At 49.4% G+C, this 26,170-nt stretch carries 22 protein-coding genes and 1 tRNA gene; 10 read left to right on the top strand and 13 right to left on the bottom strand.

Annotation, left to right across the window (positions count from 1 at the left end):
* Nucleotides 1–50 precede the first annotated feature (50 nt).
* Together ctaD and cyoE are read left to right on the top strand one after the other, a co-directional pair.
* Nucleotides 51–1,607 (top strand): cytochrome c oxidase subunit I, encoded by a 1,557-nt coding sequence (gene ctaD / locus OC187_RS03665; protein ID WP_262998195.1) that lies wholly within the window; start codon nt 51–53, stop codon nt 1,605–1,607.
* Between the two features lie 9 nt (nt 1,608–1,616).
* Nucleotides 1,617–2,522 (top strand): heme o synthase, encoded by a 906-nt coding sequence (gene cyoE, locus OC187_RS03660; protein WP_263008607.1) that lies wholly within the window; start codon nt 1,617–1,619, stop codon nt 2,520–2,522.
* Here the strand turns inward: cyoE and OC187_RS03655 are convergent.
* Nucleotides 2,481–3,440 (bottom strand): outer membrane protein assembly factor BamD, encoded by a 960-nt coding sequence (locus OC187_RS03655; RefSeq protein ID WP_263008606.1) that lies wholly within the window; start codon nt 3,438–3,440, stop codon nt 2,481–2,483. The genes cyoE and OC187_RS03655 overlap by 42 nt on opposite strands.
* A gap of 242 nt (nt 3,441–3,682) precedes the next feature.
* On the opposite strand from OC187_RS03655, the gene purD reads away from it, so the two are divergent.
* The 3 genes from purD to glmS all read left to right on the top strand — a co-directional run bounded on the left by purD (nt 3,683) and on the right by glmS (nt 7,377).
* On the top strand, nt 3,683–4,945 hold the full coding sequence (gene purD / locus OC187_RS03650; protein WP_262998192.1) for a phosphoribosylamine--glycine ligase: 1,263 nt from the start codon (nt 3,683–3,685) through the stop codon (nt 4,943–4,945).
* Nucleotides 4,946–5,085: 140 nt separating this feature from the next.
* Nucleotides 5,086–5,481: a preprotein translocase subunit YajC gene (gene yajC / locus OC187_RS03645; protein ID WP_262998191.1), complete on the top strand. Its 396-nt coding sequence runs from the start codon at nt 5,086–5,088 to the stop codon at nt 5,479–5,481.
* Between the two features lie 75 nt (nt 5,482–5,556).
* The gene (gene glmS, locus OC187_RS03640; protein WP_262998190.1) at nt 5,557–7,377 is read left to right on the top strand and encodes a glutamine--fructose-6-phosphate transaminase (isomerizing); all 1,821 of its coding nucleotides are present in this window, start codon (nt 5,557–5,559) and stop codon (nt 7,375–7,377) included.
* 293 nt (nt 7,378–7,670) lie between these two features.
* On the opposite strand, the gene dnaN is transcribed toward glmS, so the two are convergent.
* The 7 genes from dnaN to rplM all read right to left on the bottom strand — a co-directional run bounded on the left by dnaN (nt 7,671) and on the right by rplM (nt 13,871).
* The gene (dnaN, locus tag OC187_RS03635; protein WP_263008605.1) at nt 7,671–8,786 is read right to left on the bottom strand and encodes a DNA polymerase III subunit beta; all 1,116 of its coding nucleotides are present in this window, start codon (nt 8,784–8,786) and stop codon (nt 7,671–7,673) included.
* 271 nt (nt 8,787–9,057) lie between these two features.
* The gene (locus OC187_RS03630) at nt 9,058–9,672 is read right to left on the bottom strand and encodes a ribonuclease D (RefSeq protein ID WP_262998188.1); all 615 of its coding nucleotides are present in this window, start codon (nt 9,670–9,672) and stop codon (nt 9,058–9,060) included.
* A gap of 64 nt (nt 9,673–9,736) precedes the next feature.
* Entirely contained in the window at nt 9,737–10,609 is an 873-nt protein-coding gene (locus tag OC187_RS03625; RefSeq protein ID WP_262998187.1) for a response regulator transcription factor, read from the bottom strand.
* 301 nt (nt 10,610–10,910) lie between these two features.
* Nucleotides 10,911–11,558, bottom strand: coding sequence for an ECH_1013 family putative transcriptional regulator (locus tag OC187_RS03620; protein ID WP_262998186.1), 648 nt, complete (start codon nt 11,556–11,558; stop codon nt 10,911–10,913).
* A gap of 541 nt (nt 11,559–12,099) precedes the next feature.
* Complete coding sequence (gene ppa, locus OC187_RS03615; RefSeq protein ID WP_262998185.1) at nt 12,100–12,633, bottom strand: inorganic diphosphatase; 534 nt, start codon at nt 12,631–12,633, stop codon at nt 12,100–12,102.
* Between the two features lie 310 nt (nt 12,634–12,943).
* A complete protein-coding gene (gene rpsI, locus OC187_RS03610) occupies nt 12,944–13,393 on the bottom strand; it encodes a 30S ribosomal protein S9 (protein WP_262998184.1) in 450 nt (149 codons plus the stop codon).
* Nucleotides 13,380–13,871, bottom strand: coding sequence for a 50S ribosomal protein L13 (gene rplM / locus OC187_RS03605; RefSeq protein ID WP_262998203.1), 492 nt, complete (start codon nt 13,869–13,871; stop codon nt 13,380–13,382). Before rplM ends, rpsI begins: the two co-directional genes overlap by 14 nt.
* Before the next feature lie 228 nt (nt 13,872–14,099).
* Here rplM and OC187_RS03600 point away from each other — a divergent pair, with 228 nt between their 5' ends.
* Both OC187_RS03600 and OC187_RS03595 read left to right on the top strand, forming a co-directional pair.
* Nucleotides 14,100–15,329: a TolC family protein gene (locus OC187_RS03600; RefSeq protein ID WP_262998183.1), complete on the top strand. Its 1,230-nt coding sequence runs from the start codon at nt 14,100–14,102 to the stop codon at nt 15,327–15,329.
* A 26-nt stretch (nt 15,330–15,355) separates the two neighbouring features.
* Nucleotides 15,356–15,958 (top strand): DUF2497 domain-containing protein, encoded by a 603-nt coding sequence (locus OC187_RS03595; RefSeq protein ID WP_262998182.1) that lies wholly within the window; start codon nt 15,356–15,358, stop codon nt 15,956–15,958.
* A gap of 93 nt (nt 15,959–16,051) precedes the next feature.
* On the opposite strand, the gene OC187_RS03590 is transcribed toward OC187_RS03595, so the two are convergent.
* Nucleotides 16,052–17,092, bottom strand: coding sequence for an Mrp/NBP35 family ATP-binding protein (locus tag OC187_RS03590; protein ID WP_262998181.1), 1,041 nt, complete (start codon nt 17,090–17,092; stop codon nt 16,052–16,054).
* A 118-nt stretch (nt 17,093–17,210) separates the two neighbouring features.
* On the opposite strand from OC187_RS03590, the gene OC187_RS03585 reads away from it, so the two are divergent.
* Together OC187_RS03585 and OC187_RS03580 are read left to right on the top strand one after the other, a co-directional pair.
* A complete protein-coding gene (locus OC187_RS03585; protein WP_262998180.1) occupies nt 17,211–18,155 on the top strand; it encodes a ribose-phosphate diphosphokinase in 945 nt (314 codons plus the stop codon).
* Nucleotides 18,156–18,168: 13 nt separating this feature from the next.
* Nucleotides 18,169–18,483 (top strand): Asp-tRNA(Asn)/Glu-tRNA(Gln) amidotransferase subunit GatC, encoded by a 315-nt coding sequence (locus tag OC187_RS03580; protein WP_262998179.1) that lies wholly within the window; start codon nt 18,169–18,171, stop codon nt 18,481–18,483.
* Nucleotides 18,484–18,535: 52 nt separating this feature from the next.
* Here OC187_RS03580 and acnA read toward each other — a convergent pair whose 3' ends face one another.
* Both acnA and apaG read right to left on the bottom strand, forming a co-directional pair.
* The gene (gene acnA / locus OC187_RS03575; RefSeq protein WP_262998178.1) at nt 18,536–21,163 is read right to left on the bottom strand and encodes an aconitate hydratase AcnA; all 2,628 of its coding nucleotides are present in this window, start codon (nt 21,161–21,163) and stop codon (nt 18,536–18,538) included.
* A 338-nt stretch (nt 21,164–21,501) separates the two neighbouring features.
* Complete coding sequence (apaG, locus tag OC187_RS03570) at nt 21,502–21,909, bottom strand: Co2+/Mg2+ efflux protein ApaG (protein WP_262998177.1); 408 nt, start codon at nt 21,907–21,909, stop codon at nt 21,502–21,504.
* Between the two features lie 162 nt (nt 21,910–22,071).
* Between apaG and OC187_RS03565 the strand changes: the two genes are divergently transcribed.
* On the top strand, nt 22,072–23,100 hold the full coding sequence (locus OC187_RS03565) for a 5-(carboxyamino)imidazole ribonucleotide synthase (RefSeq protein WP_262998176.1): 1,029 nt from the start codon (nt 22,072–22,074) through the stop codon (nt 23,098–23,100).
* Between the two features lie 31 nt (nt 23,101–23,131).
* Here OC187_RS03565 and OC187_RS03560 read toward each other — a convergent pair whose 3' ends face one another.
* Together OC187_RS03560 and OC187_RS03555 are read right to left on the bottom strand one after the other, a co-directional pair.
* Complete coding sequence (locus OC187_RS03560; protein WP_262998175.1) at nt 23,132–25,231, bottom strand: hypothetical protein; 2,100 nt, start codon at nt 25,229–25,231, stop codon at nt 23,132–23,134.
* A gap of 522 nt (nt 25,232–25,753) precedes the next feature.
* Nucleotides 25,754–25,827 (bottom strand) — tRNA-Met (locus OC187_RS03555).
* Nucleotides 25,828–26,170: the final 343 nt, after the last annotated feature.

Here is a 26,170-nt window from a genome sequence, read left to right as displayed (position 1 = left end):
CGTTTGCCCGGTGAGCTTACAGGTACCTGCTTGTTTAGGGAGGCAGTTGTATGAACAGTGATCATGCGCCTAGTGGATTGAAGCGGTGGTTGTTCTCCACAAATCACAAAGACATAGGCACGATGTATATCATCTTCTCAATAATAGGTGGGGTGGTTGGGGGCCTACTGTCACTGATATTGCGCGCACAGCTAGCACACATAGACGTGCTGAACGGGAACTATCAACTTTACAATGTTATGGTCACCGGACACGCGCTTGTGATGGTATTTTTCATGATAATGCCTGCACTTACCGGGGGGTTCGGGAACTGGTTTGTGCCCCTACTAATCGGCGCACCAGATATGGCATTTCCAAGACTAAACAACCTCAGTTTCTGGATGCTTGTAGCATCGCTTGCGTTGTTGTTCTGCTCTGTTCTGATTGGAAGTGGCCCCGGAACCGGCTGGACTTTATACCCACCTCTTTCATATTTATCGTCTCATCCGGATGCATCTGTGGATATTGCCATATTTGCCTTACATCTGGCAGGGATTTCCTCAATAGTAGGATCCATAAACTTCATAGTAACAATTCTCAACATGCGTGCCCATGGCATGACATTGCTTAAGATGCCGCTATTTGTGTGGACCATATTGCTTACTTCATTCATGCTTATAGTGTCGCTTCCTGTGTTGGCCGGTGCAATCACGATGCTTCTAACTGATCGTAATTTTGGCACCAGCTTTTTTAACCCAGCAGGTGGGGGTGATCCTCTGCTTTTTCAACACCTATTCTGGTTCTTTGGACACCCAGAAGTGTATGTAATAATATTCCCAGCATTCGGGATCATAAGCCAGGTGGTATCCACATTTTCCCACAAAGCCGTTTTCGGATACTTGGGGATGGTATTCGCACTGGTGGGGATAGCTACAGTAGGAATGGTAGTCTGGGCACATCATATGTTCACTACAGGCCTAAGCGTGGAGATGGTGACGTACTACAGCGTAACAACCATGCTGATAGGAGTACTGACTGGGGTTAAGGTGTTCAGCTGGATAGCCACTATGTGGGGAGGGAAAATAGAGCTGAAAACCCCAATGCTCTTTGCGATAGGGTTCATTTTCGTTTTCACGATCGGGGGGCTGACCGGCATAGTTGTTTCACACGGTGGAGTGGACAAGGCACTGCATGACACCTATTACGTTGTTGGACACTTCCACTACGTGATGTCAATAGCAGCACTTTTTGCAGCGTATGCCGGGTTTTACTATTGGATAGGTAAAATGTCTGGTAGGCAGTATCCCGAATTTATGGGCAAGGTACATTTCTGGCTGACCTTCATCGCAACAAACGTAGCATTCTTTCCACAGCACTTTCTTGGGCTTGCAGGAATGCCTAGAAGAATCCCCGACTATCCCGATGCCTTCGCTCCATGGAACTATGTTTCATCTGTGGGTGCGGCTCTGTCTTTCGCATCTGCACTGTTGTTTATAGCGATTGCAGTGTACACCCTGAGGAGGGGCAAAGCGGCGGAGGCAAATCAGTGGGGGGGAGATACTCTGGAGTGGACCGTTCCCTCACCTGCTCCGTTCCACACTTTTGAGGAAATTCCCAGGCTAGATTAAGGGCACGTCATGACAGTAGCTTTTAGCGAGACATCTCAGGAAAAAAGACCCGTGGCTTTTTCCTCTGTTTACGACTACGTGCAGCTACTCAAACCCAGAATTATGTGCCTTGTGGTGTTCACCGCCATAACCGGGATGTTAATTGCCCCCGAGGCTATCCACCCCCTTATAGGGCTCGTATCTATAGCATGTATATCTCTTGGTTCGGGGGCTGCGGGTGCACTTAACATGTGGTACGACAGCGATATCGATGCGGTTATGGATCGTACCAAGAATCGGCCAGTACCCTCTGGAAGAATCTGTAAAGAGCAAGCCCTGGAATGCGGCATGGTACTTTCCATGCTGTCAGTATTCGTGATGGCAATAACGGTGAATTATACATCTGCGCTGTTGTTGGCGGGGAGCATCTTTTTCTACGCAGTGGTTTACACTATGCTGCTAAAGAGACGCACATCCCAAAACATAGTAATCGGAGGTATAGCTGGTGCATTCCCCCCAATAATAGGTTGGACCTCGGCTTCCGGTACACCATCACTCGAGAGCCTATCCCTATTTGCGATAATATTCATGTGGACGCCCCCACACTTTTGGTCCATTTCCCTACTAACCTTTGAAGAATACAAAAAGGCACAGGTCCCCATGTTGCCTGTACACTGCATACAGAAAACCAGATTGTACATACTGTTGTACAGCGCGCTTTTGGCAGCGGTGTCTACATCTCCTGGCTTATTTGTAAAGAAGCCGATGCTGTATGAAGTTCTTGCAGCTGGTTTGAATGCAGCGTTCATCGCCCGCGCCATTGCAGTATTCAAAGAGAAGGGGCAACCTTCGCACAACGCGTGTATGGGACTTTTTAGGTATTCTATATACTACTTATTCTTGTTGTTCGCGGCGGTCACGATTTGCGGGTACTGAGCCCCGGGAAGTTGCACCACTCTCAGGTTGTTCCCCTACAGGAACTGCGTCATGGTCGCCATCAGGGGATTCTTTCCCGCCATCAGCCGCTTCTTTCTCTCCATCATCAGCAGCCATCTCTTCTGCTCCTACCTCATCGCTCTGCGCGTCATTCGCGTCATACACGATCACTTCTTCCCGTAGTTGGTCGCCACCACTACCGACAGCCGCGCTTAAGTAGTGCTCAGCCCTGGCACGCCAAATACTCCCCTCGTCTAATCTGGAAATGTACGCGGCCGCCGATTCTCGATCCCCCAATGCCACATAAGCCTCTACTAGCCGATACAAACTCTCCTGGAGATACACAGAATCAGCGTACTCATCCACCAGAGAGCTGAATCTCTTAATCGCTGCAACGTACACCCCCCGCTTGAGGTAAAACTTTCCAATAAGAAACTCCCTGGCAGCTAAGTGCTCCTTCGCAGCATCCAATCTTGCGGAAATCTCAGCTAGATATCGAGAATTTGGAAACATGCTCAAAAATCCAGAAGCCAGCTCCCTAACTTCCAGGGCAACGCTCTGGTCCAGTCCAAGGTCCGGAATCTGCATGTACTTTGCCAGAATCCTTACGTAATACGCATAATCCACACTTTCGCTGTTCGGATAGGCCTCTATATAACTCTCCGCAAGGGTAGCAGCCTCAACATAGTTACCAAGCTCGTAGTGCGACACCGCAGCAATCAAACTTCCGTCTATAGCCATTTGAGAAAACGGATACAAAGCCTCTATCTTGTCAAAGATCGCAACTGCCTTCTTGTATTCCTTGCCATAAAACAGCCGCAGACCATCTTCGTAAAGTTCGTGAACTCCCTCCTCAACTGGGGAAGCTGCAGCAGCTGCAATAGAGGGAACAAAAAACGCGAACAGAGCAACCAACACAGCGCTCAAAAAACCGGTACGAGGAACCACAACTACACCAACGAGACACTAGAGGCTCATTAAATCATGCGGCAGGGCCTATAGCAAGTCTTTTGTCCAACGGAATCCCCCGATGTACACTTGACTGCAGCACACCCAACAGTAGCTTGAACTTGAAAACAAAAACCATATTGACAAACTGATGATTTGTGGTAGGGTGGCGGTGGAGTTTCGTAGTCTTGATCTCTTCAGTAGGGGGCGTAATGAATGTCCTGGTTGTCGGCTCCGGGGGCAGAGAGCATGCCCTGTTGGACTGCCTGAGTCGCTCTCCCATGTTGACTCGTCTGTTTGTAGCCCCAGGGCGTGAGGCTATGGCAGATCTCGCTTCCATAGTGGATGTGGACGTGGGCAACTTCGTCGAGGTTGCACGAGTTTGCAAGCGTGAAAAGATAGATCTTGTCGTGGTGGGCCCAGAGTTGCCGTTGATTAATGGCCTATCTGATGCACTGACTGATGAAGGTATTTTCGTTTTTGGCCCGTCTAGGGCTGCCTCCAGGCTGGAGGCCTCCAAAGGGTTTACGAAGGAGCTGTGTGCCCGTTACAATATTCCTACTGCGAGGCACGGGTACTTCATGGATGTCGGCGCCGCTAGGCAGTTTGTCAAGAAAAGCAAGATGCCGTTGGTGGTGAAAGCAGACGGTCCCGCGCAAGGGAAGGGTGTCGTAATATGCCACACCGCAGAGGAAGCATATGACGCGTTGGATGCAATGCTCGTGCATGGTAAATTCGGCAAAGCCGGGGAAGCGGTAGTGGTGGAAGAATTTCTTGAGGGCAAGGAAGTCAGCTTCCTCACCCTAATAGATGGAACAAACCCAGTGGTGCTGGGCGCGGTGCAGGACTACAAGCCCGTGTACGATGGCAACAAGGGCCCCAATACGGGAGGCATGGGTGCTTACTCAACTCCTGGGATTATAACTGAAGAGATGAAACATCTCATAGTACAGAGGATAATATATCCTACAATAAAGGCCATGTTCAACATGGGTATACAGTTTAGGGGCCTGTTGTTCGCAGGAATAATAATTGAGAAAAATGAACCGAAGCTCTTGGAGTATAACGTAAGGTTCGGGGACCCAGAAACCCAGGCGATACTCCCGAGACTGGATTCGGATCTACTGAAGCTTATGTCACTGGCGGCGAAGGGAAGGCTAGGCAATGAGGTGGTTTCCCTCAACAATAAGTCAGTCGTCTGCGTGGTAGTAGCTAGCAAGGGATACCCAGGACCTTATGAGTCCGGGTCTGTTATAGGGGGATTAGACGAGGTTACAAGGTCTTCTAGCGTCAAGGTTTTCCATGCTGGCACCGAAAGACGTGACAATAAGTGGGTGTCTGCCGGCGGCAGGGTTTTGAACATAGTTGCTGAGGCTGATGACTTGGCAACTGCCAAACACCAGGCGTATGCCGCGTTGGACTTATTAGACTGGCCTGGTGGCATGTACAGGTACGACATAGGCGCTTGCGAGTAGCATGTATCGTCGTGTTTTTCACCCGTACTTGGCAACCTTTAGCTGTGAGTAAAGCTCGGTTGGTTGGTGCTCCAGCTGCTTCCTTGACAGCGTGCCTGGCCTTTGATAGATTGTAGCAGCATACGTTTTTGGTACACTCAGTGCTTTTATTTCCTACTGCTTCTTTTGCTGCTGCGTCTTCAGCAGCACCAGCACCCTCTGCCGGGTTTGGAGCTTCCATTGCCGGGTTTGTCCCGTTGGTTCTCATATTCTTGATCTTTTACTTTTTGGTCATAAGGCCCCAACAAAAGAAGCTTAAGGAGCACAGCAAGTTGTTGGACAGCATCAAAAAGGGGGATAAGGTCGTAGCGTCAGGTGGGCTCCTAGGCACCGTGACAAAAGTTGATGCCAGCAATGGTCATTTGCATATAGAGATTGCGACCGGAGTGGAGGTCAGAGTTCTGAAATCATCCGTATCGGAAGTGCTCAACAGAGAGGGAAGCGGAAAGAGCGGTAGCCCCCATGTAAATAAGGCACATTCGGCTGCTAAAGGCTGATTCTGGCTCTAGCTGCCTTGCATCCGCCTTCAGTCTAGGCGGTCGTCTTCCCCTGCTCTACAATCAGGTGTCCTTATGTGTGGTGTGTTAGGAGTCGTTAGTAGTTGTCAGGTGATTCCCCTATTGGTGGGTGGCTTGCGTGGGCTGGAATACAGGGGATACGATTCGTGTGGTGTTGCGGTACTAGATCAGGGAATTCAGGTAAGGCGTGCGTGCGGAAAGGTTGCCGAGCTGAGCGAGCTGGTATCCTCGGAAGATCCGCTGCGGGGAAATGTTGGCATAGCACACACTAGATGGGCTACGCACGGAGCCCCAAAAGTTGAAAATGCTCACCCCATATGCGCAGGTGAGGTCGCGGTCGTGCATAATGGAATCGTAGAGAATTATCTAACGATCAGAAAGCGCCTGGAGGCCGTAGGCAGCCAGTTTCACACAGATACGGATACTGAAGTCATACCACACATGGTATGGTCCTTATTGCAAACTGGGTTACCACCCAGACACGCAGTGAGAAAGGCGCTTAGGGAGATAGAAGGCAATTTTGCTGTTGTATTCATGTTTGCTGGATACAATAACCTGCTGGCAACTTGTAGGATGATGCCTCTGGTAGTGGGCTACGGCACCGATATGAACCTGGTGTCCTCAGACGAGTACGTGCTGCACAAACATGCACAGAAGATTTTTTATCTACGGGATAATCACATAGCTGAGATTGCACTAAACTATGTACAAATCTACAACGAGAATGATGAGGCATTAGACAATCACGACACAATCCTGGTTAGTCCACCAAGCACAAGTGTAGACAGGATACCGTATGATCACTTCATGCTCAAAGAGATACACGAGCAACCCAGGGCTATACAGGACACTATAAACCAATTTATTGACGTCGCGAGCAAAAGTGTTAGGTTCGCGTGCGATGAAGATCTGTTCAAAAATGCAACTCACCTTACAATAGTAGGAAGTGGATCATCCTACATGGCTGGTTTCATCGCAAAATACTGGATGGAGAGCATAGCCAATATCAGAGTGATAACCAGCATTGCATCAGAGTTCCGCCACTATCACCCGCGTATTTCCGGGGACGACGTGTTCTTGTTCATATCACAGTCCGGAGAAACTGCGGATACATTAGAAGCTCTGCGTCGAGCAAAGCAGCAGTGCGGCGTGGTTATCAGCCTAACCAATGTTCCGCGCAATAGCATGGAACGCATATCAAACATTGCGCTCAAGACCCTTGCTGGACCAGAAGTGGGTGTGGCGTCAACGAAGACTTTTTCCACCCAGTTGGCGGTCTTGGCGTGTTTTTCGTTGTGGCTAGCAAAGGTAAGGTGCGCTTTTGCGCAGCAGAGCGCCTACGCGCGATTATCGGAGAAGTTGCAATTTGTGGCACAACATGTATCTGAGGCGCTGAGAGTCTCAATAGAACCAGTGATTGATCTAATACTGCGCCACAATCGCGTAATTATAATGGGTAGGGGCACTTGTTACGGAGTAGCGTTAGAGGCCGCGCTGAAGATAAGAGAGCTATCCTACATTCATACCATAGGTATCGCGTCTGGAGAGCTCAAGCATGGTTCCATCGCGCTTGTTGATGAGTCTCTACCAGTAATAGCCATTGCACCATACAACGAGATGTTCGCCAAAAGCCTGGTAAGCATACAGGAAGTGTCGGCAAGAAAGGGTATAGTCATAGCCTTTACAGACAGAAGGGGAGCACAAAAACTCAGGCATTTATGTGAAATAATCGTGGAGCTACCGGAAACGAACGTCTTTTCTCTACCCGTAGCATACACCGTAGCTTCACAGCTTTTGGCGTATAGGATCGCGATCAGAAAGGGGTTGGATGCGGATCAGCCACGCAATCTGGCAAAGTCGGTTACCGTAGAGTAGAAAGGACCACCCAAGAAGCGGAACACGTAGGGACAGGCGACAAACCATAGATGAAGGATACACCGACCCTACCCAGAGTAGCGGCACGGAACACCCAGAATTTACGGAATACGCAGCGTCACCAACACAGCACCCACCAGCCCGATGAGCTATATTTGCGCACAAGCAAGGATTGACAGGACCACCATAGCAACAGCAACTTCCAAGCACAGCCAGCGGGCCGAACCCATATCTCACAACACGATAACAGAGTGAAACCCCACACAGAACTCATGACGACTCGCAGGAGGTCATCATATCCTCATCGGCATTATTATATGCAGAGAGCCACCTGGTTCTTTGTCTTGAACAAGCACAGCGGCGCCTCCATCTTGAAATACAAGCTCACAAACCCCCTTCATGCAACCTAAAACTTCAATGAGATACCTTGCATTGAGACCGATAGTAACATCTTCACCCTCATAATCTATTGCAAGCTCCTCCCTCGCATCACCTTGATCAGAAGACGCGGAGCTAAGAATCAGCATACCGCGAGTAAACGACAGTTTTATGGCCTTAACCTTATCAAACACCACCACGGAAACTCTATCCACAGCGCTCAGCAGAGAATATGCGTCTATAGACACGCTGGTACCCCTTTCCTTGGGAATTATGGACAGATAATCGGGGAACACCCCGTCGACGACCTTGGAGACCATGAAGTACCCCCGATACCTAAAGCATATCTTGCGCTTGGATACACTCACAGACACAACCTGGGACGAATCGCCCCCACTTATTATCTTCAAAACCTCATTGACCGTCTTTCTAGGAACAATAATGCTAACATCCGGCTGTAAACCATCGGGCTTTTTTAGCTTCGCCAAAGACAGGCGATGCCCATCAGTTGCCACACAGCACAGCATGTCATCTGCAACGTGCATGTAGACACCCCTAAGGTTATATCTGCTCTCCTCAACAGACATGGAAAACTTCGTTTTGTTTAGCAATTCAGAAAGGTGAGCTGCTTGCACATCGAAGCTACAATCGACCTCCCCACCCTCAATTGCAGGAAACTTTTCCGGCGCTACCACATGGAGGAAGAACTTGGCATTACCACATTCAACGAGCAACCTGCCATCACTCATCCTAAAACTAACGTCACAGTCACCTGAAAGCTTTCTGACTATGTCGTACAACAATTGAGCAGACGCAACGGCCACTCCCTCGCTAGTTACATCTGCGCTGACACGTGCCTCTATAGAAATGTCAAGATCCGTAGAGGACAACTCAACGCAATCACCCTTGGCCTCTACCCTGACGCACGACAACACCGCTATGCTGTTACGCCTTTCTATTACGCTACTAACGTAGGACAGAGACTGCAGCAAGTCCTCCCTACTTATACTGCACTCCAACCCTACACCCACTTCAAACCCATAAGCACTATACAGAGTTAGGGATTCTAAACTCAACCAGCCCCCGTGTCAACAGCGCACGCCGCCCCGTTGCGGCACGGAAATTATACCGAATCACGCACCGAGCAAAAACTCCGCGATGTGATAAACTTGTAACGGAACGCCGTACCGTACACGGTCTGGATGCGGCCCACAGCATTTTACGTAGCGGTCGTGGCTTCCAACGTCAAACCTGGGCAACAGTGCGCAAAAACGCGGTGCCAGACAGTCTTGTATTACACAGTCACGCTTGGTGGCTGAAAATGTCTACTCCATCCCAACCCAACAAATCTAACTCCGCCCTTGCAGGGATAAATTTAAAACAAGACTCAGCGAGGTCTTGTTTATCCTCGCGCTCAAGCATCATATCGAGTTTTTTCTTTATGGCATGCAGATGTATAACATCGGCCGCAGCGTAACTGAGCTGCTCAGAAGTAAGAACCTCCCTACCCCAATCGGAGGATTGCTGCGCCTTGCTGATCCTCACTCCCAAAAGCTCATAGCAAAGATCTTTTAATCCGTGATGGTTAGTGTAAGTACGCACCAGCCTTGACGCAATTTTCGTACAATAGCAGGGCGTTGCCCACATCCCGAAACAGTGGCGTATAGCGGCCACGTCAAACCTGGCAAAATGGAATATCTTAACGACGTCTGGATTGGAGACAATTCGCCTCAAGTTGGGAGCGCTATAGTCACCAGAAAACTTCACCAGGTGTGCATCACCGTCACCAGAAGACAGCTGCACCAAACACACCCTATCACGCCTGCAAACGAGACCCATGGTCTCGGTATCTACCGCAACAACGTTACCCAGATCAAGACCATCCGGCAAATCATTGCTATGCACGAACACGGCCATGCACCACCCCGCTTTGACTAACAGGGCCTCACTCTAACACACACCCCGAAAAAAACAATCCCTCTCAGGCTTCCTCTGCATAATTTCTGCGCTCTTCCGCCTTACCCGCGTCACCACTGTTCTTGGTAGACCATTTCTCGTATCCGGGCTCAGCACCACCCTTGCTGCTTACATTGCCCCCACCGCTGCTACTGCCGGCTTCGCGCCCGCCACCAGAATCCTTATTATTGTCGCTACTATCATCATCGCTGGCACACTCCTTGAGTACATACCCCCTGCCCCACACGGTCTCTATGTAATTCTTTCCATTGTTTGCAATTTTGAGCTTTTTACGCAACTTGCACATAAAGACGTCTATAATCTTATCATCTGAGGGTTCGTCCAACTCCCTATACAAGTGCGACAAGAACATCTCCTTCGTGAGCACAGTACCAAGACGGGAAGATAGAAGCTCAATCATCCCATACTCTTTCTTGGTAAGGTGAATAATCTCCCCATTGCACTCCACGCACTTGTGATCCAAGTTTATGGAAATGTTGCCCACGCGCACTATGGACTCAGGATGCCCCCTAGTCCTACGCACTATGGCCTTGATCCTAGCAAGCAACTCGCTCTTATGGAACGGCTTTGTGATATAATCGTCGGCACCGTAATAAAGGCCCTTCACCTTGTGAGCCACAGAGGAAATACACGACAATATTAATACCGGAACCTTGATACCGGATTCCCTCAGCTTCACGAGTATGTCGTAACCATCTACCTTACCGGGAAAGTGAATATCCAATATCACAACGTCGTAATCGTCGTTTTTGGGGATTATACTACCGTAACAATCCTGAGCAGAGGCCATAGTCTCGCAAAAATGCCCCTCTGAAGACAAAGAAGCCTCCACTGCCCTAGCACAAGCGACATCATCCTCTATCAACAGTATACGCATACCCACACCTCAAAAACCCAACGAACCCCGGCACCCAAAAAACCACCCTTGCGAGATGCTCTCCCCTAGAAACTAACACATATACCGTTATGCTAATCAAGCATAACCACAAAAAATGCACAACATATTTCTGATGTGTTGCATACACAACACGGCGCTTCTCCTACTGCACACCAACCAGGGCAAGCCCATTGTAAGCCGCGCAACCGGCTTTTCCAACTCTTCAACACAGAGAGCATCGCGTATCCAGTACCCACGTTAACACATTATTAATACAAAACACGGAAATTGCGGTGCGTTATCACCACAAAGCCCTGGCGTACCACACCACGCGTCCTAGAACCCTTATATCATCAACGGGACACTCGTACGACGAGTACTTCTTGTTGTCACACACCACATGCAGCCTAATATTCTGGCTATCTCTAATGTACTCCAACCTGCGTATGAGAATCCCCATGGAATCCCTGATGGCAAACACTCCGGCAGGATGGGCAACTTTGTCCGACACATCCACCAACACAACATCTTGCCCCACAAGTGTAGGTGACATGCTATCCCCCCTCACATCGTAGAAGCGCAAATTCTCAACACTAAAAGGGAGTTTTGTATGCGCCGGCATGTAGAATCTGGAGCACTGCATGCCATTGCTCCTCCCCCCTTCATCATCAGACTCCGCAAGATAATACACAGGAAGCACCCCACCAGAGGTCACATCGTACAAACCATCGTCACTACCAACTAAGTAGGCTAACGGAACCTGCAGCACCTCAGCAATCGCCATTAGCTTCTTCGAGGTGGGATTGCTCGACTTCCCGCTGAGTATGTCGTACACAAAAGACTTGCCCACAGACGCCTTGTCAGCCAGCTCACGGGCATTTATCCCGATTCTATCCATTTGAGACCGTATCCTAGCAACTATCGTGCTACAACCACTCTGCTCCCCCATAAAAATTCGCCTTACGGTTAACATCAGATACTGCTTGTACAATTTTCACTACATAAACTCAAGCATTAATGTCACCAACAACGACACAAAGTTATGACATCACAATAATAAATTAATAATTTTACTGTTATAGCATAATGTACACCACCGGACCAACACAAACTAAGGATGGGATAGGATTAATTTCGGATGTATGGAACACCATCCTAACCGAAGCCAGATTTGTTGTAACTTTGCTGCCACACAAACTTTAAATATCTTGGCAATTGGTAATTAACAATGAGATATGTGCAGTAGATTCAGCAGGGGGCTGGCGTCAGCACCGTAACGTGAAATTCCGAGCTAGGAAACACAATGCAGAGCGATGCTTGGACCACAACGTAAACCCAAACCTATTTACCTTAGAACACGTGCAGCTAAGATTCGCATTCTTCAAACTGCCCACCATGCAGCTGTACACGTACAATGAGGGCTCAACCAACAGCCCGCAACAGCGTACGGAAGCTGTACACAAACCACAACCCGCGGCTGTACCTATTGGCTAACCATGAGTGGAGTACGAGGATATTGACTCGCGTATAAGCTCCTTTGCAAACCCGGCACCCCTCCACTCGCCGACGGAAACACACTTGTCCTTTTCAAGCTTCTTGTAGAAAGAGAAAAAGTGCGACACAGAATCCAAGAATGAGCCAGGTAAATCGGAATATTCGTTAACGCCCTCGTAGTACGGATCAACCTTGCGCACGGGGACTGCAATAACCTTGATGTCTTCACCTGATTCGTCAGACATCATAAGAGCGCCCACAGGTCTAACGGAAATTATGGCACCAGTAATAACTGGAAACCGGGTGAGAACCAAAACATCAACTGGGTCTCCGTCACCAGCAATAGTTTCCGGAACAAACCCATAGTTACACGGGTAGTACATGGCCGTAGGCAAGAATCTGTCTACGCAAAACGCTCCACAACTTTTGTCCAGTTCATACTTCACAGGGTGAGAATCCTTGCTAATCTCAACAACAACATTCACCTCTTCTGGAGCGTTTTTCCCGCTACCAATTGCACTCAAGTTCACACATACCTCAACAGTAACACGCACAGCCGGAACCCCGAGGAGCCCGCATAGGCACCCTGGCCAGCAGCATAAGCGCACAGGTGGCGATGCTATCATACCCACCAGAGAAATGAAAGAGGAAAAGCGAACCTGCACAGTTACGCAACTGTGCAACAATCAAAAACAGAAGTTGACAGGTGGCCATGAAGCACCCCCAGCCACCATGCTCGGGACACATATACGCACGTGAAAAGCGGGGAACAGCGACAAGCAGAACCAACCGGATCCCACAGCGGAGCAGACGCAACCTGAGCGCAAAGCCCCGGTGTGGCTATCTCTTAGAAAACTGACACTTCTTCCTGGCTTTATGCTGACCATACTTCTTGCGCTCCACGACCCTGGAGTCCCTGGTAAGAAAGCCCGCCTGCCTCAAGGCGGGATGCAAGGCAGGATTCATGCACTTCAGCGCCTTACTTATACCGTGAGCCAAGGCCCCAGCTTGACCAGAAATGCCGCCGCCAAACACCACAGCTTTCACATCGTAACAGCCAACGGATGATGTGACCCCAAAAGGAGCGTTAATCCTGCGACACAGAGACTCCCGCTTGAAATACTTAGCGCACTCAACCCCGTTTACGGTGATCACACCGCCCCCTACTTTCAGCCACACCTTAGCAACAGCAGTCTTCCTGCTACCAGTACCATAAGAGCGACCGAACTTGTCCACTTTGGCGACAAGCTTACTCGGGTCAGAGCCAACAGCTGCCTCATCCTTTGTCATTCCTTCCTCTCACATTCTTAGCGTTTGCAGCACCAAAGTCGAACAATACGGGACTTTGCGCGTCGTGACCATGAACTGGACCGGAGTATACCTTCAAGTTCTTGAAGCGCCTCCTCGCCAGTGGGCCGTCACCCAGCATCCTCCACACAGCCATCTTCACTATTCTCTCAGAGCGCCCAGAGCGCTCTATATCTAGAGGAGTGCAGCTTTTCAATCCACCAGGATACCCGGTATGCCTGTAGTAGATTTTGTCTCTGCGCTTGTTTCCAGTAAATCTAGCCTGATCAGCATTGATGATAATTACGTTGTCTCCACAATCCATGTGCGGAGTATATTCAGGCTTGTGTTTGCCACGCAGCACGCTGGCCACAAACGCAGCTAGTCTGCCAACCACCACCCCACTGGCATCTATAAGCACCCAACGCTTGTCTATTTGACTAGCCTTAAGGGAGAAGGTCCTTGCACCCAATACACCCATGATGAACACCACAAAAATCGAGAGACGCACCACCAGTACTCTATCCACATATCTTGGGCTTGTCAATTTCAAACTAGGCCCTGAACAGGAGGCTAGTAGGTATGTAGCGCGAGTTGCGTGAGACACACAGTGCGCTCTCACTGCATATGTGGAGTTATTAAGATGTTGCACAGACGGCGATTTTACATAACTATAGAGCCCAGAACAAACAGTAGCTGGTAGTTGCTTATGCGTGCGAGATCCATATTACTCTCATTTGCGTTGTTGGTAGCCCTTTCTTCCGGCGCCCACGGAACTTCGCTCGACGAAGCACTAAAAAAGACACTGGAAAACAATTTTGCCATCAGAGCCAGCACGTACAAGAGCTTAGCTACAGAGAGAGAAATAGCCAGCGGAGTTATCAGGGGGTTCTTACCCATGATCACTTACGACTTTACCATACGCAACGTAGGGCAGAGTGTGGAACAGAGCGGTATATCCACCATAACACTCATGCAGCCCATGTTCAATGGCACAGCAACACTGGCCCTTGATAAGGCAAAGCACCTGTACGGCGCACAAAGCATTGGCCTTACCCTAGAAAAACAGAAGACTCTCCTGAGTGCGATAAGGACGTATATGGGGGTCCTAACCGCGTACGAGGTGCACAGACTGAACGAGAATAACGTCAAGGTTTTCGAGCAGCACCTCCTCGCGGCGGAGAAGCGCTTTTCTGTGGGAGAGATTACAAAGACTGAGTTGGCCCAGGCAAGGGCAAGGTTTTCTGCAGCTAGGTCTGATGCTACAAGTGCTGAGGGCAGGCTCAAGGCAATGGAGGCGAGCTATGCACGCATTGTGGGAGAAAAACCTGTTGGCCTGAGATATCCAAGGCGCAGACCCCACATTCCCGAATCGCTGCAGAAAGCTATTGAGATGTCAAAAACAGGAAATCTGGCGTTGGCCCTATCTAGACGTTTGTACCAGGCAGCGAAGTGTGATGTGGGCATAGCAACAGCTAAGAAACTGCCGTCACTGGGAATAGCTGTTTCTGAGTCATTCCCTGGCATCAGCGTTGACAAGGCATCACACGTACTGGAAGTGCGGTTGCACCTCGCGGTTTTCGAGCAGGGCGTAGGATTCGTTGATATAGACCGTACAAACAAGATGCGGAAACACAGGCTGTACTCCCTGCGCGAAGAGATGAGGGAAGTCGAGGAATCCATAATCCTCGCCTGGGAGAACCTGGCAACGTCTCAGTCTGTGCTAAAGTCCGCGCGTGACTCAGTAAGATTTACTGAAACGGCGCTGGAAGCAATAAAACAGGAAGCAAAATTAAACTTAAAAACAACCTTGGATGTCCTGGACGTGGAGCAGGAATTGCTTAAAGCAAAGGTAAACGCGATCAACGCGCACAGCGAGCTTGTCATTAGCCAGTACAATTTGCTTGCCTTAATTGGGCAATTCAATATTAATAGTTAGTCTCATACTTCTAGGATGTGCTTGTTATGAGTAACTCAGGTGGCATTCAGTCCGTAAAGGATGTAGTCGCAAGCATCAGGAGGGTCATACTCAGCGATGCGGAGCAGGACGATGTAATGTGCCTGGAGAATCCAGAAAATCTGGATGCAGCAAGTAGCGCGAGAGAGTCACCCAGTGTATCTGGCAGTTTGGACATAACACAGAGCATAGGTAGGGTGCGCCACTCAAAAAATTTTTGCGGCTCTGTGGAGAGAGAAATCCAGCAGCGCCAAATAAGTTGCTCTATGGAGCTCACTAAGAGCTCGTCTACGGCATCCTTCTCTGAGGGTGACCCTACACAAGACGAGAGCGCTCTGCTTTCTAGAGAGAATATAGCTGCGGCAACGCAGGAGATAAAAAAATTGGTTGATGCCGCCATGTCTGTGGAGAGCACAGTGACTGGTCCCCTCGCGGAAGATAGCAGTAGGGGCCAAACCGTTGAGGAACTGGCTCTCAGTGTACTAAGACCCCAACTTTCTGAGTGGCTTAATCAAAATCTGCAGAGGTTGGTTAGAGAAGTTGTAGAGCGGGAGATCAGCAAGTTAGTCGAGCGGTTGGACACGGGAATACCCGCAAAAAGCAACAAATAGTTCGGGGTGCCAGGCGGGGAGCGCCTCACAAGCAGGAACGTAACTCTCCCGCTGGCGCTTGTGCACCGTCCGGAATCCAAGGCGCATCTCGGCTCATGACGTCAGAGGGCGCATCTTGCCACCTACACTTGCGAGCATGTTTTTTGCTATGCAGTCGTACGCACCTAGCAGGTCTTCGTCTGCTATAGTTGGATCTCTACGTTCCGAGGTCTGACAAATCCCGGGATCAATTTTGATATCACCAAGGAACGGCGCTCCTGTGAGCTCTACGATACTCTGCGCCCCTCCACTACCAAATATGTACACCCTGCTACCGGATGCACTATCGCAAAAATAACTCATATTTTCCACTATCCCCAGTAACCTGACACCCAGATTTTCCAGCATGTCGCAGGTCTTTGTAACCTGCAGAACCGACAATCCCTGCGGAGTAGAAACCGCCACAGCACCGGTCACAGCAAACTTTGCAAGGCTAATATGCACGTCACCCGTGCCTGGGGGTGTATCGACTATCATATAGTCTACCTCACCCCAGTTTGTACCCACCATGAGCTTATCAATCGCCTTAGTGAGCATGGGACCACGCCACACTATCGCCTTGTTTTTATTCTCAACAAGATTGCCGATAGAAATACTTTTCAGGCCAAAATTTTCCAATGGCACCATAGCCCCGGTATGGTCAACCTTAGCCAGTACGTCAGTACCAATCAGATGTGGAATTGAAGGACCGTAAATGTCTGCGTCTACCAACGCAACCTTGAACCCGCACCGCGCCAAAGAAAGTGCAATCTGGGTAGCAACGGTAGACTTCCCTACCCCCCCTTTTCCGGAGACCACCAACACTATGTTGCGCACTCCGTCAATTTCAATCTTGGGTGCGGGAGCTGGGTGCTTTTGCACCAAAACAACCGTCACGCTCGATGCACCAGCAACTCCTTTTCGAACTGCATCTACGCATTTCTCTTTGAAGCGCTGCTCCCATGACTCGGTAACTCGCTTGGGCATGTTTAATATTACGCCCACATCGCTTCCATTCAGAGTGATAGAGAATTTACCAACATCGGATACCCTACCCCCTGTATCCGGATCCGCAATTGTTTCCAGAATTTTCTTAACTTCCTGTTCGGTGAACATGATAACCGCAGCGCATGCCAGAACGAAAGACCATGTTACCATAGTACACGGTAAAACATGTTTACTTTTCTCATGTGCCTAATTATTATGCGCTCGTTAATTGGCACGTAGAGTCAGTATGGTAATAGTACCTGGAGGCACTGCCGCGGTCCTCGCCGCAAGCTTGTCAAGCTTAACTGGGCTTCCCACGGTCACACCTTGTGTTTCTAAGTTTTCAGATGGGGAGATCAATGTTGAGTTCCCAACCTCGGTACCGCGCTGTAAAAACGTAGTGCTAATACAGTCTCTTTGTAGCCCCGTAAACGATAGCCTGATGGAATTGCTGCTGTTGGCAGACGCCGTACGGCGGATCCTTGTACCAGATAAAATAATCGCAGTGGTACCCTATATGTGCTACTCCAGACAAGACAGAGTAACGTCGCGGGTAGCGGGCGAGCTTGGTGTTGTAGCATCAGCGCTAAGCTCTAAGGTTGTTGCAAAGTTGTTTGGAGCATCAGGCATAGACCACACAATAACTGTGGACCTACACTCCAGCCAAGCAGCTGGCTTTTTCGATATGCCGCTCACTAACTTACCGGCATCAGGTGTATTCCTGGATGCAATAAGTAACAGTCACATGCTAGAAAAGCTGGTAGTTGTGGCACCGGATTGTGGCGCCCTGGGTAGAGTGAGGGAGTTCGTTGGCGCACTATCAAAAGAGTGCAAGTCCGTGCAGGTGGCGGTGATTGACAAATACCGGGAAAGCCCTGGGGTATCTGAAGTGATGCACGTTATAGGGAATGTAAAGGACAGGCATTGCCTGATCATGGATGACATAGTAGATTCCGGGGGCACGCTGTGTAATGCTGCAGCAGCCTTGAAGACAAGGGGCGCAGCTAGCGTGCATGCATATGTGACCCACGGCGTACTTTCTCGTGGAGCTCCAAACACTATAGAGGCATCGGAACTTGATTCTCTAGTAATAACGGACACAATAAGCGGCGTGCGTTTACAAGAAAGCAAGATAAGGGTACAGTCCGTAAGTAAGCTGATAGGGGATCACATACTTTCTCGCATCGCATGAGGTAATAATAGAAGTGGCAAAGTTCGCAGAGCCCGCAAGGGTAAGTCATACGGAGCTAGCAAGAGCAGCTAGGCTAGTCAGGATCAGGGTACCAGAGACGGAAATCGAGCGATACTGCCAAGAGCTTGGTAACGTAGTCTCGTGGTTCAATACGCTGTCTGAGGTCGACACAAGTGGTGTGGACCCTGTGCTGTACGGGGGGCGGCCCGGTTCCCTGCCAACACGTGATGACGTAGTAGATGATGGAGGAATCAGAGACCAAGTGCTTGCTTGCTCTGAGGTGGGCTCAGAAGCCAAGTGCTTTTTCGTGAAGAAGGTAATAAAGTAGCAGCCGGGGGGCCGCCCTATGGCTACGTATACACCCCCATTCTAGGGCTCTGTCAGGCCCTGCCAGCGCCTTCGCCGACCACCGATTTTAGAACGTAGTGCAGCACGCCCCCCGAGGAAAGGTATTCCTCCTCAATTGCGACACTTATCGCGCATATGAGGGCAATTTCCCTTACAGAGCCGTCAGCACGGCGAATTTCGCATTTTATCTCTCTTCCAACTCCCACGTCACCACTCAGAGAAATAGTCTCATCACCAGAAAACACATTGTCACTGGCGTGCTTGAAGACTAGCGGCAGCACCCCCATACCTACAAGGTTAGACCTATGTATTCGCTCAAAATCCTCCGCTATTACCGCTTTTACCCCAAGCAGCATGGTACCCTTCGCTGCCCAGTCTCTACTAGAACCTGCGCCGTACCCTCGCTTTGCTATAATAACCAGCGGCACATTAGCCTCTCTGTACAGCATTGCAGCGTCGAACACGCTCATGACTTTTTCTGTAGGAAAATGCCTGGTAAACCCCCCCTCCACTCCGTCAAGCATTTCGTTCTTGATTCTAACATTAGAAAAAGTCCCACGTAGCATTACGTGATGATTGCCCCTTCTTGCACCATACGAGTTGAAATCTTGCTCCCGCACACCACTGCTCATGAGAAACTCACCAGCGGGACCTTTGGCTGGAATATTGCCAGCAGGAGAAATATGATCAGTGGTTATACGATCACCAAGCAACATCAGTATTCTTGCGCCACAAACCTCAAGCCTTCGTCCAGAAATACAGCTACCAACCTCGTGCCTAAAGTATGGAGGGCTGCGTACATATGTGCTCTCAGGCTCCCAGCTATAAGTCGCCCCTCCTCTAGATTCAACATTCCTCCAGACCGCATCTCCACCAAAGATATCTCCATACTTAGCAGCAAACACTTCTCTGGAAACAAATTTTGCTATGACCTCCTCAATCTCACGATTCGAAGGCCACAGGTCGCGCAGGTAGACGTTATTGCCGCTAGAGTCCCGGCATATAGGATCACTAGTCAAATCTAAGAGTACCGTTCCGGCCAATGCGTAAATTACCACAAGCGGCGGTGAGGCAAGAAAATTTGCCTTTACACAGGGATGTATTCTTCCCTCAAAATTCCGATTGCCAGACAGCACAGACGCCACCAGTAAATTCCGATCCCTAATTAGGCGTTCAATCTCCTCTGCAAGCGGACCAGAATTTCCAATGCACGTCGCACATCCATATCCAGCTATATTGAACCCGATATCATCCAGGTGCTCCTGCAAACCTGAGGCTTGCAGATATGCCTCAACAACTCTGGAACCCGGAGTAAGCGAAGTTTTAACCCACGGTTTTGGTTTGATACCCAGTTGCTTTGCTCTTCGGGCAACAATTCCAGCCGCAACCATGACATGCGGATTGGATGTATTTGTGCAGCTGGTTATCGCCGCTATAACCACATCTCCATTCTTCACAACGGAATCGCTTTCGGCCTCGCTGTGCACAAACTTAGGCATAGTACTTGGAACTTGAGATAGCAAAACCTTCTCCTGAGGCATCTTAGGCCCCGCAACCACAGACTGTATGTGCGTCAAGTCCACAGAAAGCTTGTCTGAGTAAGTTGCCTCACCACCCTGGTACCAAAGGCCTTGCGCGCGCAGGTACGCTTCTACTATGTCAATATCCCCCTTCGCACGACCTGTAATATCCAAATAGTCTAGCGTGCTTTGGTCAAATGGAAAGAATCCACAAAGTGCACCGTATTCCGGAGCCATGTTAGCAACGGTAGCGCGGTCGAAAACTGACAAATTCTTAAGCCCCTCTCCATAAAACTCCACAAACCTTCCTACCACTTGCTTCTCCCTGAGAATATTGGTTAATGTGAGCACCATATCCGTTGAAGTAACGCCCTCACGAAGCCTGCCGTGTAATTCTACCCCCAACACTTCAGGAACCTTCATGGTTATCGGCTGTCCGAGCATTGCAGCCTCAGCCTCTATGCCGCCAACTCCCCACCCTAATACAGAGATCCCGTTTATCATCGTGGTGTGGCTGTCAGTCCCAATAACAGTATCGGGGCACAAGACCCCCCCACAATTCCACACAATTTTAGCTAAGTACTCAAGGTTCACCTGGTGACATATACCAGTACCTGGTGGCACTATGCGAAAATTACTGAGTGCAGATTGCCCCCACTTGAGGAATTTATAGCGTTCCAAATTTCGAGACATCTCCAACCCAACATTCTTCGCAAGTGCATCCTTCGTGCCATAAAAATCAACCTGCACAGAATGATCTACCACCAGGTCTACAGGAACTTTGGGGTTAATTACGCTCGGATCACCACCTTTCTCATGCACATAATCACGCATCGCTGCTAGATCCACTAGCGCGGGTATCCCCGTGAAATCTTGCATGATGACCCTGGTAGGAGTGAAATGTATTTCACACTCTGCACCTGTGTTAATACACTGGGCCAACCGCTTAAGGTCATCGAGCGTAACATGAGTACCGCTCTCATTGCGCAATAAATTCTCAAGTGTAATCTTGAGTACAAAAGGTATTTTTTCGCCATCAAGGCCCAGGCTTCTATAGGCAGCATCCAGCTTATAGTAGTCATAAGAGCACCCGCCCACACGCAATTTTCCGCGCGTTTGCAGAGAATCTAAACACGTCATACCCTAACTCCCTTAACAAGTGACTGAAGTGCCGCTCCATCCCGCAGGATATCAGAAACCCCCTGTGCTGTCACATTTTTCACCTACAGTGGACACTCCAAGTTTCAAAATACTGTGCACCCCATTGAACACCATAACTAACTTTGTTAGCGTTAACACAGGTATCCACTTCCGCAATATTACGTGCAGGACGCCCACAAAAGCAGGTTTGGATCTGTAATACACAGCAACTACTTCGGAAAATGGGCTCGGGTCCCGAGTGCGCAACCGCGCCCCAAACATTGATGCCGTTCCCAGGTTTTCACCCCATTGGGGCACTGGATGAAGGCGTTAAAGGATTAATTAAGCCTTACAATGTCGTAAGGGCTATCAAGTGAAAAGGCTGGTACGTCAACATAGAATACCTGTGCCTTGTCTTCGTCCACAAACTGATACCATCCGTTCATAACCCCGGACGGCGTGCTAAGACACGTACCGCTGGTGTATTCAAAAAACCCTCCGGGCTTTAGCACCGGTTGCCTTCCTACTACACCGGAGCCGCTCACTTCGTTAATCGTACCCTTGGAGTCAATTATCTTCCAGCTGCGCTTTAGCAGCTGCACAGTGGAGTCACTGCCATTCTTGATTCTTACGCTATAAAGCCATATGTAGCAATTCTCGTGCGGAATTGAATGTTCCTCGAGATAGCTAGGCGTTACCTCAACCTCTATCAGATCAGTTACACTGCTACACCCAAGTACCGCCATAGCGCAGCACCCCCACAACTCTGTCAAACAAACGCGTAGTCCGCCAGATCCTAATTGAAGAATCTCCCCCCAGCAGTATAATTATAGTTGCTTTTTGTTTTTACGGCAATCGCTATCACAATGCCTGCATCATATGCCCACACTAGTACCACAATTGGCATCATGGGTGGTGGACAGCTCGGTAGGATGACTTCCCTAGCTGCATCAAAAATGGGCTATAGGACTCACATATTCGCAGAGCGACACGATGACCCAGCGGTGTTCGTTACAAACTCTTCTACTATCGGAAGTTTTTACGATCATGACAAATTGTCAGATTTTGCATCTGCGGTTGACCTATCTGTAATAGAATTTGAGAACATACCCACCAGCGCAGTAGACGTCGTCTCAGCAAAAATCCCGGTGTACCCCGGGAAAAAAGCGCTATACATCGCGCAAAACAGGATAAGAGAGAAACAGCATATAAGAAACCTCGGCATGCAAGTTGCGGACTTTGCAGTGGCCAATAGTTACAGGGAACTTTTGCATAACATCGAGAGTATTGGCTACCCATGCCTGCTTAAGACCACAGAATTTGGATATGACGGCCGAGGGCAATATGTAATGAAGAACAGCAACGACGTCACAAAGGCAGCGGACCTAAATTGGGACCAAGGCCATGTTCTGGAAAAGTTCGTAGACATACGTGAAGAAATCTCCGTAATTGTGGCAATGGATGCCAACGGGTCTCATGAACTATTCCCGATTGCGCGCAATTACCACGTCGGCGGAACCTTGGATGAATCAATCGTCCCCGCAGAAGTAACACACTCTATAAGCAAAAAGGCCGCGGAAACAGCTATCGCCATAGCAACTTCACTGAACATTGTGGGAATTCTGGCAGTTGAGTTTTTTATCACAACATGCGGACTGCTATTGGTAAATGAGATTGCCCCACGTCCGCACAATTCCGGTCACTGGAGCCTGGATGCATGCAATGTCAGCCAATTTGAGCAACTAATTCGCGCTGTATGTGGATTGCCACTTAGGGAGGTCCGGCTGCTAGCACCATGCGTTATGAAGAACGTTTTTGGCGATACGTCTTCGGTTTATCAAACTTACGCCCATCCCCACAATAGCATATCGATATACGGAAAGCAGGAACCCAGACAGCACAGAAAAATGGGGCACGTAAACGTGCTAAAGTACTAGGCGCAACCCATATGCAGTATGCAGAAGCAAATTAATCGACGCAGTAGAGCCTTATGACACCAGACTTGGGCGGGTTCGGCGGCGGCGTATAGGATGCAGTGCTACTGTAAATGACATCAAGCCTGCTGCCACCACCAACATGATGGGCAAAATTCAATCCGTGGGGGTTATATGAGGCCTCAATACTCTTGCTGTCTTGAAGCGTAATGCAGTCTTTCGAGCCCTCCAGATCGCTCAAATCCCTGACAGGCAAAGTGCCAAAGCACAATGAGACCATGGTTCGCTCCCCGGTTCTTACATTCCCTAAGTTAAGTACTGCGGTAAGCCCGTACTGCGGGACAAGATTCTTCACCAAATATGTAGCTTTCCTACCAGTAACACCTGGCTCAAATAGTTCAGCGCTCAAAAACCTACAGTTCTTGAAAACACCACTCTCTACATACTGATATTTTGGCTGTTTGTTCTTCTCTTTTCTCCCACGGGGCCCGATATATAAGTGACCTGCAGCCAACACCTCGGAACCTCTAGATACTAAAACGCACAAGCCCTGGTCGTGTGGATCACCAACTTTTATGGCTTGAGTATTCAACATTTTACTGTGTTTATGCATAGGAACCGAGTATCGCATGGGTATTCTGTCCAGATCCGGACAGAAACCGTCAACGTTACCCACAACATTCATTTTCTTGATATCTTCCCTAAGCAGGTAGTGAATGCCGTGCGCTCCTGGAATGAGCAAATCCAGCAACTCCTGCCTTTCTCGCAGCAGGATATCAGGAAACCCAGGACATCCATCACTCACCAAACTTCTCTCGCTAATACTTAAATCAGTTACTTGCTTACGTACAACCACACCGTACGTCTCACGTTTGCCAATATACCCCGCACCCAATAGTGCGTAGCCCCCAATATCGATGCGCCCATTCTTGTCCCGAAGCATAGTATTACTATGCGCCAGGTGGTCTGTACATTCTCGGCAAAACGCAGACATAGAGAACTGGGGAATCTTACCATTCCTAGGTCCTCCAAATTCGATATTTATGTCCCTAGAAACTCCGACAGCGGGAGTAAAATGCTGCCCTATTGCCAAACATCTCAAGTTACTACTACCAACGCCGCCAGACATATACTCTAGTTTGGGTTCCGAACCATCTTTGCATAATAGGTGCCCGGCTCGTGCCATGTTTACACTCACAAGATCAAATAAGGACCCCTCCGGACACTTAACGTACTGCTTAATCATGTAATCATCGGATAAGGTCGGAATAATGGCTGACAACTCCGCGGGAAAATGCCTTGTCTCACCTACCTGTAGCTCAAACATGCAATTTTTCGGATCTCTGCACCCCGGAAATCTTACCCCGACTTTATTGTACAGATCACGCGCCTTGTACACCGTTGGCTTGGGCAAAAAGGGCGTGGGGGCGCAGTCAGTGTGTACGTTTGCGCTCCCTTCCTTATAGGTGCCACATATCAGGTCTTCGTGCATTTTTTTTTCGACTTCTATAACGTAGGTGCTACCACCCAGAGCGACAACGAACTCTTTTTTTGTCTCTCCAGCTTCCAAGTCTAGATATAAACTCTGTGCATTAGGCACCGATGTCTTGCTGTCATAATCGTAGCTCACAACTCGAATACCGGGACGGAAATAACTCTGGGCAGAGAACGAGACCGGAACAAATTTCACGCGCTTCCTTTTTGTGGACAAGGAATTGCAAAAGCCAGAGTTGCCCACAGCGCGCAGAGGCGTACAATCCGCATGTATGCACGACATCACATCATGCCTGGCATACAGCTCACTGTAGCAGTGCGACGAAATGCAAGCACATAGCTCACCACTGTTCTCATCAAAGTACGCTGAGCCACAGTACTCAGCACTGTTGGGGATTGCAGGCGGCAGCATCCCCGTAGAAGCTGCAATGTAGTACCCTCTAATCTCTTCAATATCCTGGTCGAGATACCCAGGCACATTGACGTTCTTTCCCGGACTGGCAGCAGCACATGATCCGCGGTAACAAAAATGGACTTTGGGATTAAAAAAGTCCTGCCCCGAGTCACTAGTGCCGACTTCACCATTTGCAACTTGGGGATCGGAAAAGCGTATGAGCCCGGTACGCGCCTGCGCACTCACGCTTATAAAAAAAGACGCACACATCAGGACAAATACGTATGTTGTTTTTGCTGCATAATGGAACATGATTCTACGGCCATCACAAAGAGACCGCTTGTCTTAATGTGGAAGGGTTAAGAAACTCATACTGCAAGCAAAGTGTCTCGTAAATCTACACACCCTACCATGGGCTTAGGTTGCCAACATGGCAAAGTCCACACCAGAGAATATCCCAGCACAGACTGCTTACGCGCTTCACTTCGTTACCCGGAAACACCGCAGGAGAATTTGCGTAGCAGAGTTACAGCAACACCCTCGGGGGCCGTGTTCCTTCGCCAACACAATAGCACCGGTGGCCACACCACTGACACCTGTCTGAAGTTAAGACTGTACGCTACAGCGGAGATGTTTACCACTTGCAGCAGCCACTCATGTCGACCTCATCGGAGCCCAAGGCCCCATGGCACCACGCACTCCGCATAACACGGCTGCTGCGCACCACAAAAAACGGGAGCGTCACACAACGGATACAGAGCCAAAGGGTTGCGGGGGACGGACTCGAACCATCGACCTGCAGGTTATGAGCCTGCCGAGCTAACCAACTGCTCCACCCCGCGAGAGGCACGTGCGATGCACGTCTGACCCCTTGTACCAAATTCTAAGAATCTTAGCAACTGAGAAATAAAAATTTCTTGGTCCCCCTTATCCCCAGCACCAAATGTTGCACTGGTAGCACCTGGCTCCTCGCCCATAACGCTGTTGCCATACCCATCATTTGGAATCTGCACAGCTACCTCTGCACTTGCCCACCAAGTTTGCCAACGTTTCCCCATCCTCACAAATTCCCCTTCACGCTACTTCGATGTACCCACCTTCCTTACATTCAAACTTCTCTGCCCCTACATCACTCAGCCCAGCAGCGAACTTAGACATGAGCTTGCCTGCACCGAAGAATATGGC

The sequence above is a fragment of the Anaplasma capra genome, assembly GCF_025628805.1.
GTDB classification, from domain to species: domain Bacteria; phylum Pseudomonadota; class Alphaproteobacteria; order Rickettsiales; family Anaplasmataceae; genus Anaplasma; species Anaplasma capra.
The sequence above is the reverse complement of the archived record's forward strand: the minus strand, read 5'-3'. Positions and strand labels throughout refer to the sequence as shown.

Excerpts from the sequence above, each read along its gene's own strand:
- apaG (WP_262998177.1), bottom strand. The coding sequence starts at position 21,909 with ATGGCGGTACTTGGGTGTAGCAGTGTAACTGATCTGATAGAGGTTGAG.
- OC187_RS03590 (WP_262998181.1), bottom strand. The coding sequence starts at position 17,092 with ATGTTCACCGAACAGGAAGTTAAGAAAATTCTGGAAACAATTGCGGAT.
- cyoE (WP_263008607.1), top strand. The coding sequence starts at position 1,617 with ATGACAGTAGCTTTTAGCGAGACATCTCAGGAAAAAAGACCCGTGGCT.
- OC187_RS03620 (WP_262998186.1), bottom strand. The coding sequence starts at position 11,558 with ATGGGGGAGCAGAGTGGTTGTAGCACGATAGTTGCTAGGATACGGTCT.
- OC187_RS03585 (WP_262998180.1), top strand. The coding sequence starts at position 17,211 with ATGGTAATAGTACCTGGAGGCACTGCCGCGGTCCTCGCCGCAAGCTTG.
- glmS (WP_262998190.1), top strand. The coding sequence starts at position 5,557 with ATGTGTGGTGTGTTAGGAGTCGTTAGTAGTTGTCAGGTGATTCCCCTA.
- purD (WP_262998192.1), top strand. The coding sequence starts at position 3,683 with ATGAATGTCCTGGTTGTCGGCTCCGGGGGCAGAGAGCATGCCCTGTTG.
- ctaD (WP_262998195.1), top strand. The coding sequence starts at position 51 with ATGAACAGTGATCATGCGCCTAGTGGATTGAAGCGGTGGTTGTTCTCC.
- OC187_RS03625 (WP_262998187.1), bottom strand. The coding sequence starts at position 10,609 with ATGCGTATACTGTTGATAGAGGATGATGTCGCTTGTGCTAGGGCAGTG.
- OC187_RS03630 (WP_262998188.1), bottom strand. The coding sequence starts at position 9,672 with ATGGCCGTGTTCGTGCATAGCAATGATTTGCCGGATGGTCTTGATCTG.
- OC187_RS03595 (WP_262998182.1), top strand. The coding sequence starts at position 15,356 with ATGAGTAACTCAGGTGGCATTCAGTCCGTAAAGGATGTAGTCGCAAGC.
- acnA (WP_262998178.1), bottom strand. The coding sequence starts at position 21,163 with ATGACGTGTTTAGATTCTCTGCAAACGCGCGGAAAATTGCGTGTGGGC.
- OC187_RS03600 (WP_262998183.1), top strand. The coding sequence starts at position 14,100 with ATGCGTGCGAGATCCATATTACTCTCATTTGCGTTGTTGGTAGCCCTT.
- rplM (WP_262998203.1), bottom strand. The coding sequence starts at position 13,871 with ATGGGTGTATTGGGTGCAAGGACCTTCTCCCTTAAGGCTAGTCAAATA.
- OC187_RS03565 (WP_262998176.1), top strand. The coding sequence starts at position 22,072 with ATGGGTGGTGGACAGCTCGGTAGGATGACTTCCCTAGCTGCATCAAAA.
- rpsI (WP_262998184.1), bottom strand. The coding sequence starts at position 13,393 with ATGACAAAGGATGAGGCAGCTGTTGGCTCTGACCCGAGTAAGCTTGTC.